This is a genomic window from Enterococcus sp. AZ156 (assembly GCF_051714165.1).
Lineage (GTDB): Bacteria > Bacillota > Bacilli > Lactobacillales > Enterococcaceae > Enterococcus_B > Enterococcus_B pernyi.
Genome location: NZ_JBIORI010000001.1, coordinates 2,145,098 through 2,157,148, shown reverse-complemented (window position 1 = coordinate 2,157,148; position 12,051 = coordinate 2,145,098). Strand labels below are relative to the sequence as shown.

Below are 12,051 nucleotides of genomic sequence, written 5' to 3'. Positions count from 1 at the left end.
AAAATTGGAGGAATTTTTAAAAATGATGGATTACTTAATTGCTCAAAATGGTGGAATGGTGTTTGCGGTATTAGCGATGGCAACAGCCACGATCTTTTCAGGGATCGGATCAGCGAAAGGTGTGGGGATGACTGGTGAAGCCGCAGCTGCATTGACGACAAGTCAACCGGAAAAATTCGGACAAGCGTTGATTTTACAATTACTTCCCGGAACACAGGGACTTTATGGCTTCGTAATCGCCTTCTTGATCTTTATCAATTTAAATGCAGATATGTCGGTTGTCCAAGGGCTGAATTTTTTAGGCGCATCTTTACCGATTGCCTTTACAGGATTGTTTTCTGGGATTGCTCAGGGGAAAGTATCTGCTGCAGGTATCCAGATATTAGCGAAAAAACCAGAACACGCAACTAAAGGAATTATCTTTGCCGCAATGGTTGAAACTTACGCAATCTTAGGCTTCGTTATTTCTTTCTTATTAGTATTGAATGCTTAAACAAGGAGGAAAAACAATGAACGCCATTGATAATATCATTCGTCAAATGAATGAAACAGCTGAAGCAGAACGAGCGGCGTTTGAAAAAGCAGAACGTGAAAAAATCGATCAGCAGTTCAAAATCGAGCGTGCGCGTTTAGAAGCAGACGATGAAAAGCAAAAATCTAAAGAACTTGAAGAAATCGAAAAGAGTTACCGTCAATTAAGAAATCGCCAACAGGTGGAAGTGCGTCAAGCAACACTCAATGAAAAACAAGAATTTTTACATCGTTTGTTTGCTGAAGCACGCCAAGAATTAGAAAGTTGGCCAGCAGAAGATCAACTTTCATTGATGTTCAATATGGTGCAGAATTTATCCTTATCTGGTGAGGTTACTTTATTAGCCGGAGAAAAATCTGCTGCCATTTTAACCAATGAAGTAGTGACAAAGTGGAACCAACAGTTGCCCTTCACCTTGCATATAAGTGATCGAAGGATTGCCAAAGAAGCAGGATTTTTGATTGATGACCAAGGGGTACAATACAACTTTGTCTATAGTGATCTAGTACAAGAAGTGCAAGAACAAATGCGCTTTGAAATTGCGAAACAACTATTCGAGTAAGGAGGGATCGGTGAATGGATTATCATGAATTAAATCCCTTGATTCGTGGAAGAGAATTAGAACTTTTATCAAAAGAAGATTTTGATCGCATGATCCAGACGAAATCATTGGACGCATTAGGCGAAATGTTAAAAACAACGATTTATCATCCTTATATCTACGAAGGTTTTGAACGGGACTTTGAGGAAAATCTATTGGCTGAGTCGGGCAAACTATTTACCTGGTTGAAAGAATCGGCGCCAGAACCTGAAGTCGTTTGGGTCTATACGATGCGGTATACGTTCCATAATTTAAAAGTCCTGACAAAAGCCGAGATGACGGGTAAAAATCTGGATCACCTGTACCGTAATGATGGTTTTTATTCATGCGAAGCGTTAAAGCAAGCAATCCATACACAAGGCTCTACAGAATTGCCTTCGCAGTTGATGGATAGTATTCGTGAAGTCCATGAATACTGCGAAGAATCCTCTGTGTTACAAGGAATCGATGTTATCTATGATCGCTATTTCTTGACAGAGCAACGCCGTCTTGGAGAGAAACTTGGGTATCCGGAATTACTGGAAGAAATCATTGCGTTTATTGATTTGACTAATATCACGACGATGGCACGCGGTATCTTGCAACAACGATCCAGTGGTTTTATGACTGCAGTACTTTCAAGTTCTGGCAGTATCCCGAAAGAAACGTTTTTGAGTTTCGTCAAAAGCGAGTTGGATACCTATTTGAACTTTCTGCAAACAACAGATTATCGTCAATTGATCGAACCTGCAATCCATGAAGGAGAACTAGATTTTGTTCGATTAGAACAAATCAAAGACGATTACTTATCTTCGCTGTATGAAGCCGCACAAACGCAGGCTTTTGGCCCGTTGCCTTTACTTGCTTTCTTGAATGCAAAAGAAATTGAGAGTAAAAATCTTCGGCTATTAGTGATCGGTAAGAAAAATCACTTTGATAATGAAACGATCAGAGAAAGGGTGAGACAAGTCTATGACGCATAAAATCGGTGTCGTTGGCGACAAAGATTCTGTTTTACCATTTAAATTATTTGGGTTTGATGTGCACTATGCGACAGAGCCACAAGAAGTGAGGCGCGCAATCGAACAAATGGCAAAAAGCGCCTATGGAGTGATCTATATCACAGAACAATCGGCGGCGATGACACCTGAGACGATAGAACGTTACAAAGAATCGATGACGCCAGCAATTGTCCTAATCCCTAGCCATCAAGGAACGATGGGGATCGGCGTAGCAGAGATCCAAAAGAGTGTGGAAAAAGCAGTTGGACAAAATATCTTATAGAATGTAAAGGAGATAGTGCATTGCAAATTGGAAAAATCATAAAAGTCTCCGGCCCTCTCGTGATGGCAAAAAATATGTCAGATGCAAGTATCCAAGATATGTGCTTAGTGGGAGAGCTAGGAGTCATCGGCGAAATCATTGAGATGCGCGGAGATGTCGCATCGATACAAGTATACGAAGAAACTTCAGGGATCGGCCCTGGTGAACCCGTTCGTTCAACAGGTGAAGCGTTGTCTGTTGAGTTGGCGCCTGGGATCATTTCACAAATGTTTGATGGGATCCAACGGCCATTGGATACGTTCATGGAGATCACGCAAAGCAACTTTTTAAGTCGTGGTGTCCAATTACCAGCGTTAGACCATGAAAAAAAATGGTGGTTTGAAGCAACTGCTGAAGTCGGGCAAGAAGTCAGTACCGGAGATGTTCTAGGTGTGGTGGATGAAACAAAGATCATCCAACACAAAATCATGGTACCTCATGGTGTCAAAGGAAAAATCAAAAAAATCGAAGCGGGATCATTTACGATCGATGAAGTGGTTTGTGTCATCGAAACAGAAGACGGTTTGCGAGAATTGACGATGTTGCAAAAATGGCCTGTTAGACGGAGTCGTCCGATCAAAGCAAAATTGAATCCGGACGCGCCAATGATCACGGGGCAACGTGTTATCGATACCTTTTTCCCAGTGACAAAAGGCGGAGCTGCCGCTGTACCTGGCCCATTTGGTGCTGGTAAAACAGTTGTTCAGCACCAAATTGCTAAATGGGCAGATGTTGATATGGTCGTTTATGTTGGTTGTGGTGAACGTGGTAATGAGATGACGGACGTACTGAATGAGTTTCCAGAACTGATTGATCCTAATACAGGTGAATCATTGATGGAACGTACCGTATTGATTGCCAATACATCAAATATGCCAGTAGCTGCACGGGAAGCATCGATCTATACAGGGATCACTATTGCGGAATATTTCCGTGATATGGGATATGATGTGGCGATCATGGCAGATTCCACTTCTCGTTGGGCAGAGGCATTGCGAGAAATGAGTGGACGTTTAGAAGAAATGCCTGGTGATGAAGGCTATCCTGCATATTTAGGTTCTCGTTTAGCTGAATACTATGAACGTTCAGGACGTGTCATTGCTTTAGGTAATGAAGAACGTGAAGGAAGCATTACAGCGATCAGTGCGGTCTCACCATCTGGTGGAGATGTTTCTGAACCAGTGACTCAAAATACGTTGCGTGTCGTGAAAGTTTTCTGGGGATTAGACTCCAGTTTGGCGCAAAAACGTCATTTCCCATCTATCAACTGGATTCAAAGCTATTCTCTTTATTCGTCAGAAGTGGGACGTTACATGGATCAGATCCTACAAGCGGATTGGGCAGAGATGGTGGCAGAAGGAATGCGTATCTTGCAACAAGAAGAGCAATTGAATGAAATCGTGCGTCTTGTTGGTGTCGATTCACTTTCAGATAATGATCGCTTGACGCTTGAAGTAGCAAAGTCCATTCGTGAAGATTACTTACAACAAAATGCGTTTGATGAGGTGGATACATTTACTTCTAGAGAAAAACAATTCAAGATGTTGAAATTGATCCTATCTTTTGGTGAAGAAGCACGTCAGGCGATTTCATTAGGTGCTTATCTCAGTGAGATCATGAAAGGAACTGTGGGATTGAGAGAACGAATCGGTCGTAGTAAATTCGTGCCAGAAACAGAATTAGAGAAATTAGATGAAATCCAAGCGAATATCAAACCAACGATCCAAGCAATCGTTTCAGAAGGAGGAATGACCGATGATTAAAGAATATCGAACAATTGGTGAAGTGGTCGGTCCTTTGATGGCGGTCGAGAAAGTCGCTGGGGTGAAATATGAAGAGTTGATTGAAGTTCGTATGCAAAATGGCGAGATTCGTCGTGGACAAGTACTTGAAGTACAAGAAGACAAAGCGATGGTCCAAATTTTTGAAGGAACTAGTGGGATCAATCTGAGAGATTCAACGGTCCGCTTTTTAGGGCATCCATTAGAGTTGGGAGTTTCTGAAGACATGATCGGTCGTGTATTTGACGGGTTAGGTCGTCCAAAAGACAATGGGCCAGAAATCCTACCAGAAAAATACTTGGACATCAATGGAGAAGTCATCAACCCGGTGGCTCGTGATTATCCTGATGAGTTTATCCAAACAGGTATCTCAGCAATCGATCACCTGAATACTTTGGTCAGAGGACAAAAATTGCCGGTATTTTCTGGCTCTGGTTTGCCACACAAAGAATTAGCTGCTCAAATTGCGAGACAAGCGACGGTGTTAGACTCTTCTGATGATTTTGCAGTTGTTTTTGCTGCCATTGGAATCACCTTTGAAGAAGCAGAATTCTTTATGGAAGACTTCCGCCAGACGGGAGCAATCGATCGTTCGGTGATGTTCATGAACTTAGCGAATGACCCAGCCATCGAACGGATCGCAACGCCTCGTATGGCATTGACTGCGGCTGAATATCTCGCTTATGAAAAAGGGATGCACGTGTTAGTCATCATGACAGATATGACTAACTACGCCGAAGCATTACGAGAAATCTCTGCTGCCCGTCGTGAAGTGCCAGGTCGTCGTGGCTATCCAGGGTATCTTTATACGAATTTAGCAACTTTATATGAACGTGCTGGTCGAATCCGAGGATTAAAGGGGTCTGTGACACAAATCCCGATCTTGACCATGCCAGAAGATGATAAGACACATCCCATCCCTGATTTGACCGGCTATATCACAGAAGGACAAATCATTTTGACGAGGGAATTGTATAAGAGTGGCATCCAACCACCGATCGATGTCCTGCCTTCGCTTTCACGTTTGAAAGATAAAGGGACAGGTGAAGGGAAAACTAGAAAAGATCATGCAGCGACGATGAACCAATTATTTGCGGCGTATGCCCAAGGTAAACAAGCCAAAGAATTAGCTGTTGTCTTAGGGGAGTCGGCGTTGTCAGACGTGGACAAAATCTATGCTAAGTTTGCGGAACGTTTTGAAAAAGAATATGTCAATCAAGGATTTTATACCAACCGCTCAATCACTGAAACGCTGGATCTAGGATGGGAACTTTTAGCCATGCTTCCACGAACGGAATTAAAACGGATCAAAGATGATCTGCTTGACCAGTACCTGCCAGAAGGGGAGTGAGTGTCAGATGGTTCGATTAAATGTTAATCCGACACGAATGGAATTGACACGACTCAAAAAACAATTGACGACTGCAACAAGAGGACACAAATTGTTGAAGGATAAGCAGGATGAATTGATGCGTCAATTCATCCTACTGATCCGTAAGAACAATGAACTGCGCCAAGTAGTAGAAAAAGAAATGACAGCAGCTATGAGCGATTTTGTCCTTGCGAAAGCTTCATTACCTGAAGCCTTCATTGATGAATTGTTTGTACTACCGGCTGAAAATGTCGAGTTAGCTGTTATCGAAAAAAACATTATGAGCGTCAAAGTACCGATCATGAATTTTGAATATGACGAACAGCTAGGCGAAGCACCGGTGGATTATGGCTATTTGAATTCCAATGCAGAATTAGACCGTTCGATCGATCGTTTTACCTCATTTCTGCCTAAGCTCCTTGAGTTGACAGAGATCGAGAAAACCTGTCAACTGATGGCCGGTGAGATCGAAAAAACACGGCGCAGAGTGAATGCGTTAGAGTACATGACGATTCCACAATTAGAAGAAACGATCTATTATATCAAGATGAAGTTAGAAGAAAATGAACGTGCGGAAGTTACTCGCTTGATCAAAGTGAAAAATATGGGGAACGCTGATTAGCTAAGTCATCTGAGCAAATTAGTAACGTTGTTCGTTCATCCGAGCTACAGTTCTAAGCTCCGAAGAATAGGCCGTAAATGTCGAAAAATATCTTTAACTAATTTCGGATGTTTATGGCTTATTATATGGAGTTTTTTTTTTTGTAGAACTCATTTGAGCGTTCCTATTGTTTGTTCGAAAGCATGTGTATCAAACGAACAGGTATAAGGGAGGAAAAAGACTCAAATTCTTTGCTGGAAGAAGAAAAACAGGGTAAGATAAGGGATGAAAAGAAAGCGAGCGTTTGGCGGACTTACTTTTACATCCGTGAGAGCAATAGCTACTTCATTTGTTCGTTGCGAAGGTAGCTAACGGTCTTAGAGGAGTGATTCGAATGAAACAGAGGATAACAAAACAACTGTCACCAGTTCAATTGATTGCTGTTGGCTTTTTTCTTTTGATCTTAGTTGGTGGCAGTTTACTTACTTTGCCTTTCTTTAGTAAAAGTGGCGAACCGACGAATTATATTGATGCATTATTTACTGCAACTTCAGCCGTCTGTGTCACTGGCTTGACTACATTGAACACTGCGGCGCATTGGAATGAAGCCGGTCAGTTTCTGATCATGGTTTTGATCGAGATCGGTGGTTTAGGTTTTATGATGATCCCCATTATTTTCTTTGCAGTAGCGAAGAAAAAAGTCAGCTTTAGTATGCGGATCTTACTAAAAGAAGCATTGAATCTTGAAATCATGTCAGGTGTTATGAGTTTGATGCTCTATATCTTGAAATTCGCAATGGTCATCCAAGGGCTGGGAGCACTTGCCTTGAGTTTTACATTTGTGCCGACTTACGGATGGACAAAAGGGATTTGGTACAGCATCTTCCATGCCGTATCAAGTTTTTGTAATGCTGGGTTTGATTTGTTAGGGGATAGCTTAGCAAATGATCAGCCAAACATCTATCTCTTAATGGTGGTCTCTGCGCTGATCATTGCTGGTGGGTTAGGTTTCATTGTTTGGCGGGATCTACTTAGTTATCATAAAGTAAAGAAAATCACTCTCCACTCAAAAATTGCATTGATTGTCACTGGTGGCTTATTGGTGGGCGGTTTTATCGTCTTTTTCTTTACCGAACAAAATGCGATCCATCTAGTTGAAGGAACTTATCTTGAACGTTTAGCAAATACGTTCTTCATGAGTGTCACACCAAGAACAGCTGGTTACTACTCCATCGACTATTTACAAATGAGTCATGCCGGCTTGATGTTGACAATGATCTTGATGTATATCGGTGGAACATCCGGTTCAACAGCAGGTGGGTTAAAGACCACTACTTTGGGCATCCTATTGATTCAAATGCATGCGACATTTAACGGGAAAACCAGAGCTGAAGCTTTCGGACGAACTATTCGCCCAGCAGCAGTACTTCGCGCACTGACATTGTTTTTCGTTACATTGTCTTTATGTATGTTGGCGATCATGGTCTTGTCTGTGACTGAGACGATCCCAGAAACTTCAGGCATCGAATATATTGCTTTTGAAGTGTTCTCAGCTTTTGGAACAGTTGGGTTGACAATGGGGTTGACGCCAGATCTGACAGAAGTCGGGAAACTGATCATCATGTCATTGATGTATATCGGACGTGTAGGGATTTTAACCGTCTTTTTCTCTATTCTTGTAAAAGGAAATCAAGTAGGGACGAAGTACAAATATCCAGAAGAGAGCGTATTGATCGGTTAACAGTAAGTGGTTTTAAGAACAGAAAAAAACAGAGGAAGTTGACACGCGGTGTTCACATCCTCTGTTTTTTAGTATTGCTCTATTTATTTTGTACGAATGACTTCGATTTTGTAACCATCAGGATCGACAACGAAGTAATAAGACGGAGCTGTTCCTGGCAGTCCTTTCAAGTCAGTCACGTTGAAGCCTGCTGCTTGATGTTTTTCATGAAGTGCTTCTAAGTCTTCAACTGAAATAGCGATATGACCGTAGCCGTTTCCTAAATCATAGCCTTCATGATCATAGTTGTAAGTCAACTCTAATTCGTAATCATCTCCTGGTAAAGTCAAGTAAACCAGCGTGAACTTGTTTTCTGGAAAATCGCGACGACGACTTTCTTCAAAGCCGAATGCTGTTTGATAGAATTTTAAAGAAGCGTCAAGATCTTTAACGCGGACGCAAGTGTGAGCCATTTTCATAAGTATATCTTCCTTTCTTTTTTACCTTTTCCACATTATCATATCAAAAATTTCAAGTACGCTATGGGTTTGTGCTTGTTTATGAGAAAACTCTCATGTAGAATAGAAAGAAAAAGATGAAGGGACAATACCTATGGAAAACCCAATGTTTGGCGAAAAAGACGAGTCTGCAAATTACCAAGACCGTTACGCAGCGTATATCATTGTCGAAACACATGGGAAAATCGCAATGATCGAAGCGCCAAATGGTGCCTTTTTTTTGCCAGGCGGTGAAAAAGAGGGACAGGAAACAAATGAAGAAGCGATTTCTCGTGAATTACTGGAGGAAATGGGGATCAGCGCAGAGATTTCTTTTTATCTAGGGGAAGCAGCGGAATATTTTTACTCAAACCATCGAAAAACTTACTTCCACAATCCTGGCTATTTTTATGTAGCAAAGAGTTGGCAAAAGGTAGGGGAACCAACCGAAAAAGACCAATCGATCTGGTGGGTCACTCCTGAAACTGCCTTAGAAAAATTAAAACGAGGAAGTCATCGTTGGGCAGTGGAAAAATGGCTAGCGATGAAGCAAAATTGAACAAAAAAACAGCTCATAAGAAAGAGCCGATACTTCGGACTTTAAAATGAGCTGTTTTTATTCATTACTTTTACAAAACATATTTTTTGATTGCTTCAGCCACACCGTGTTCATCGTTGGTTGCAGTAACCACATTAGCCGCTTCTTTTATCAACGGAACGGCATTTCCCATCGCCACGCCTAATCCAGCGTATTCGATCATCGACAAATCATTTTCGTTGTCACCGATTGCCATGATCTCCTCTTGTTTGATTCCTAGATGTTGGGCTAAGTTAGCAACAGCAGCGCCTTTACTAGCTTCTTTGTTCAAGATCTCAAAGTAGAAAGGTGAACTCTTGACAGTTGTATATTTTTCGCGGAAAGTTTGTGGTAAACGAGCGATGGCCGCATCTAGGATCGCTGGTTCATCGATCATCATCATCTTCACGATACTCATATCAGGTGTCATTTCATCAGCTGTCCGATATTTCAATGGCATGTTGACTAAAAAAGCTTCATGGACAGTATAGGGACTGATATCACGATTCGTTGTATAGATCGTTTGATCATCGATCGAATGCAAATGACTCCCCACACGTCTGGCCATGACTTCGATCTCCAAGAAATCTTCATAAGTCAAGCCATGACGAGCAATGATCTTGCCGGATTTTGTTTGCTGGACTAACGCACCGTTATAAGTGATCACATAATCGTTGTCTTGGTATAATCCCAATTCATTCAATTGGTTTTTGACTCCTGGAAGCGGACGACCTGTACATAATACGATTGCCACGTTTTTTTCCACAGCGCTTGCAATTGCTTCTTTTACTTCTTGTGTGATTTCTCTTTTTTCGTTTAACAGGGTGCCATCGATATCGATAGCGACTAATTTGATAGACATAAAATTCTCCTTAGTTAGTTTATTTCTTCAATCAATGCGCCATTATGGATATGACGCGCAAATTCTTGGTAGGTTTCATCAAAAAGATCATAGTGATTACGCAAGGTAGGATCGACCATTTCTTTCGGAAAGAAGAAGCGTTCATCTCCTTGTTCTTGCCCTGCGAGTGCAGCAACTAATTGACTGACCTCTGATAATTCTACCAAAGTTCCGTCATTTCGCAAGATTTCAATTTGTGTGCGATGTCTGCCTTCTTCTGGACGGTAAAAATCATAAGGCAGGTCATAGCTTGAATTGATGGCTGTATAATAGTTTGGATTGTAGCCCACTTTTTCGACCAAAGAGGTCAATTCAGCAATCAGTGGTGAGTAACGATCACCAGAAAACATCGCTGATTTCAATGGTTTACGATTTAAGAAGCGTTTGGCTAAGTCACTAAGGATTGGATCAGATGAATCCGTCCATTGACTGAAACACGTATTCAAGACGCCATCATCCAGCTTTAAGTACTCATCTAAACTAAATGTGCCATCTAAAAATGGCAACAGTAACTGTGAATAACGTGCAAAACTATCATCATCTTGGTGATAAAGTTCATGGGCACGATGCAATAGATGCTCCAAGACGACTTCCATTCCTCGAGAAACTGGATGAAAGTATACTTGAACATACATCTGATAGCGACTGACGATATAATCCTCTACTGCGTGCATCCCATTCATGGAAAAAGCGATTCCACCTTGATAGGGGCGAATCACACGCAAAATCCTTGTCAGATCGAACGTTCCATATTCTGTACCTGTAAAGTAGGCATCACGTAAAAGGTAATCCATACGATCGGCATCGATTTGGCTAGAGATCATTTGGACGACTTGTGGATTTGGATATGTTTTTTGGATCACACTAGCCACTTTCTCAGGAAAACCTTCTTCGACACGATTCAAAATCTGATAGACTTCCGTTTCTGGCGAAGTAATGATCTCTACAGTGATTGCTTCATGATTGGTCTGGAAAATATGTTCAAAGGTATGTGAATAAGGCCCATGGCCAATATCATGGAGTAAGGCGGCACATAAAGTCACGAGACGTTCCCGATCATCCCAACCAGAAGGACCGATTTTTTCAATGGAGAAATTTCTTGAAAAAATGTCACAGATGCGTCGGGAGATTTCGTATACACCGAGTGAATGAGTGAAACGGCTATGCTCTGCGCCATGGAAAGTAAATGACGAAGTACCGAGTTGTTTGATCCGTCGTAATCGCTGGACTTCTTTCGAATTGATCAAGTCTAAAATCACTTGATGTTGCACGTGGATGTAGTTATGCACTGGATCTCTAAAGACTTTTTCCATTGGTAATAGTTTGTATTTATAAGGTGTTGTCATAAGCCAGCTCCTTTAGTGCATTTCGTTGGGTCATACGTTCAATTTGTCCGTGCCATTCATCTGGCGAAACATTCGCTTCTTGCCAAATGTCAGACCCCATAGAAATACTTGTTGGATAAGATGTAGTGAACGCTTGGATAAATGAATCTTTTACTTGAGCAACGGTCAACGGTGTATCGAATAACTTTTCTAGTGTCGCCATGCTTGTAGGTGCCACCGCAGGATAGCCGTTTGTACCGAATTGTTCTTTCAATGCTTGTTGATAAAACTGTCGCATCAGTTCGCCTCGTTTTTCTTGATCCCCATTCACGCTCAGATACATCATCACAGAGATCCCGTTTTTGATCCGCCGTTGTGCGATCCCGGCAAATTTTTTACCATTGATACTGAGATCGTAGGTACCAGGACAATAAGAATCTTTGATTTCATAGGCTTCTATTTTGTCTGCATAAACAGGAAAAGCCTGACGAGTAAGAGCGAGCATCTGTTCATATCCTTCATCGATCGAGATCTTGTTCTCATCTTCTTGTGGGAAAATCAACGAGATATTCAAAATCCCTTGGTCTGAAACGATACCTAGTCCACCAGCATTGCGGATCACCGGTGTAAATCCCGCATCTTGGATGACCTTGATCCCTTCAGATAAAAAAGGGGTTCGGGTATCCTTCATACCGAGGATGATCGTCTGTTCATATTGCCAAAAATGTAGAAAAGTTTGTTGATTTTTTTTGGCATACTCTGTTAAAATATCCGTTAAAGCAAACGGAGAAAAATCATTTGTTTGGTAGACTTCTTGATCCAAAATGATGGACGTCATGTAC

13 protein-coding genes are annotated in these 12,051 nt (G+C 41.6%); 9 read left to right on the top strand and 4 right to left on the bottom strand.

Features of this window, described 5'->3' with window-relative positions; all coding sequences use genetic code 11:
* Positions 1-22: 22 nt before the first annotated feature.
* From IGJ95_RS10245 to IGJ95_RS10210, 8 genes are all read left to right on the top strand, one after another.
* Positions 23-493, top strand: a complete 471-nt coding sequence (locus tag IGJ95_RS10245; RefSeq protein WP_010734843.1) for a V-type ATP synthase subunit K — start codon at positions 23-25, stop codon at positions 491-493.
* Positions 494-509: 16 nt separating this feature from the next.
* Positions 510-1,094, top strand: a complete 585-nt coding sequence (locus IGJ95_RS10240) for a V-type ATP synthase subunit E (protein WP_010734844.1) — start codon at positions 510-512, stop codon at positions 1,092-1,094.
* Between the two features lie 14 nt (positions 1,095-1,108).
* Entirely contained in the window at positions 1,109-2,095 is a 987-nt protein-coding gene (locus IGJ95_RS10235) for a V-type ATPase subunit (protein ID WP_010734845.1), read from the top strand.
* Positions 2,085-2,396, top strand: a complete 312-nt coding sequence (locus tag IGJ95_RS10230) for a V-type ATP synthase subunit F (RefSeq protein WP_010734846.1) — start codon at positions 2,085-2,087, stop codon at positions 2,394-2,396. The genes IGJ95_RS10235 and IGJ95_RS10230 overlap by 11 nt, the downstream gene beginning before the upstream one ends.
* Positions 2,397-2,416: 20 nt before the next feature.
* Positions 2,417-4,198, top strand: a complete 1,782-nt coding sequence (locus IGJ95_RS10225; protein ID WP_023520055.1) for a V-type ATP synthase subunit A — start codon at positions 2,417-2,419, stop codon at positions 4,196-4,198.
* A complete protein-coding gene (locus IGJ95_RS10220; RefSeq protein ID WP_010734848.1) occupies positions 4,191-5,567 on the top strand; it encodes a V-type ATP synthase subunit B in 1,377 nt (458 codons plus the stop codon). Before IGJ95_RS10225 ends, IGJ95_RS10220 begins: the two co-directional genes overlap by 8 nt.
* 7 nt (positions 5,568-5,574) lie before the next feature.
* Positions 5,575-6,210 (top strand): V-type ATP synthase subunit D, encoded by a 636-nt coding sequence (locus IGJ95_RS10215; protein ID WP_010734849.1) that lies wholly within the window; start codon positions 5,575-5,577, stop codon positions 6,208-6,210.
* Between the two features lie 373 nt (positions 6,211-6,583).
* Positions 6,584-7,930, top strand: a complete 1,347-nt coding sequence (locus tag IGJ95_RS10210; protein WP_019723165.1) for a TrkH family potassium uptake protein — start codon at positions 6,584-6,586, stop codon at positions 7,928-7,930.
* 83 nt (positions 7,931-8,013) lie between these two features.
* Here IGJ95_RS10210 and gloA read toward each other — a convergent pair whose 3' ends face one another.
* On the bottom strand, positions 8,014-8,388 hold the full coding sequence (gloA, locus tag IGJ95_RS10205) for a lactoylglutathione lyase (protein WP_010734851.1): 375 nt from the start codon (positions 8,386-8,388) through the stop codon (positions 8,014-8,016).
* A 133-nt stretch (positions 8,389-8,521) separates the two neighbouring features.
* Here gloA and IGJ95_RS10200 point away from each other — a divergent pair, with 133 nt between their 5' ends.
* Positions 8,522-8,965, top strand: coding sequence for an NUDIX hydrolase (locus tag IGJ95_RS10200; protein ID WP_010734852.1), 444 nt, complete (start codon positions 8,522-8,524; stop codon positions 8,963-8,965).
* Between the two features lie 70 nt (positions 8,966-9,035).
* Here the strand turns inward: IGJ95_RS10200 and yidA are convergent, their stop codons facing one another.
* Genes yidA through IGJ95_RS10185 form a run of 3 tightly spaced genes read right to left on the bottom strand, consistent with a single transcriptional unit; the run spans position 9,036 to position 12,047 of the window.
* A complete protein-coding gene (gene yidA / locus IGJ95_RS10195) occupies positions 9,036-9,845 on the bottom strand; it encodes a sugar-phosphatase (RefSeq protein ID WP_010734853.1) in 810 nt (269 codons plus the stop codon).
* Between the two features lie 14 nt (positions 9,846-9,859).
* Positions 9,860-11,230 (bottom strand): HD domain-containing protein, encoded by a 1,371-nt coding sequence (locus tag IGJ95_RS10190; protein WP_096081645.1) that lies wholly within the window; start codon positions 11,228-11,230, stop codon positions 9,860-9,862.
* Entirely contained in the window at positions 11,214-12,047 is an 834-nt protein-coding gene (locus IGJ95_RS10185; protein ID WP_023520051.1) for a lipoate--protein ligase family protein, read from the bottom strand. Before IGJ95_RS10185 ends, IGJ95_RS10190 begins: the two co-directional genes overlap by 17 nt.
* Positions 12,048-12,051: the final 4 nt, after the last annotated feature.

Excerpts from the sequence above, each read along its gene's own strand:
- IGJ95_RS10185 (WP_023520051.1), bottom strand. The coding sequence starts at position 12,047 with ATGACGTCCATCATTTTGGATCAAGAAGTCTACCAAACAAATGATTTT.
- IGJ95_RS10210 (WP_019723165.1), top strand. The coding sequence starts at position 6,584 with ATGAAACAGAGGATAACAAAACAACTGTCACCAGTTCAATTGATTGCT.
- IGJ95_RS10235 (WP_010734845.1), top strand. The coding sequence starts at position 1,109 with ATGGATTATCATGAATTAAATCCCTTGATTCGTGGAAGAGAATTAGAA.
- IGJ95_RS10220 (WP_010734848.1), top strand. The coding sequence starts at position 4,191 with ATGATTAAAGAATATCGAACAATTGGTGAAGTGGTCGGTCCTTTGATG.
- gloA (WP_010734851.1), bottom strand. The coding sequence starts at position 8,388 with ATGAAAATGGCTCACACTTGCGTCCGCGTTAAAGATCTTGACGCTTCT.
- IGJ95_RS10245 (WP_010734843.1), top strand. The coding sequence starts at position 23 with ATGATGGATTACTTAATTGCTCAAAATGGTGGAATGGTGTTTGCGGTA.
- IGJ95_RS10240 (WP_010734844.1), top strand. The coding sequence starts at position 510 with ATGAACGCCATTGATAATATCATTCGTCAAATGAATGAAACAGCTGAA.
- IGJ95_RS10230 (WP_010734846.1), top strand. The coding sequence starts at position 2,085 with ATGACGCATAAAATCGGTGTCGTTGGCGACAAAGATTCTGTTTTACCA.
- yidA (WP_010734853.1), bottom strand. The coding sequence starts at position 9,845 with ATGTCTATCAAATTAGTCGCTATCGATATCGATGGCACCCTGTTAAAC.
- IGJ95_RS10190 (WP_096081645.1), bottom strand. The coding sequence starts at position 11,230 with ATGACAACACCTTATAAATACAAACTATTACCAATGGAAAAAGTCTTT.
- IGJ95_RS10200 (WP_010734852.1), top strand. The coding sequence starts at position 8,522 with ATGGAAAACCCAATGTTTGGCGAAAAAGACGAGTCTGCAAATTACCAA.
- IGJ95_RS10215 (WP_010734849.1), top strand. The coding sequence starts at position 5,575 with ATGGTTCGATTAAATGTTAATCCGACACGAATGGAATTGACACGACTC.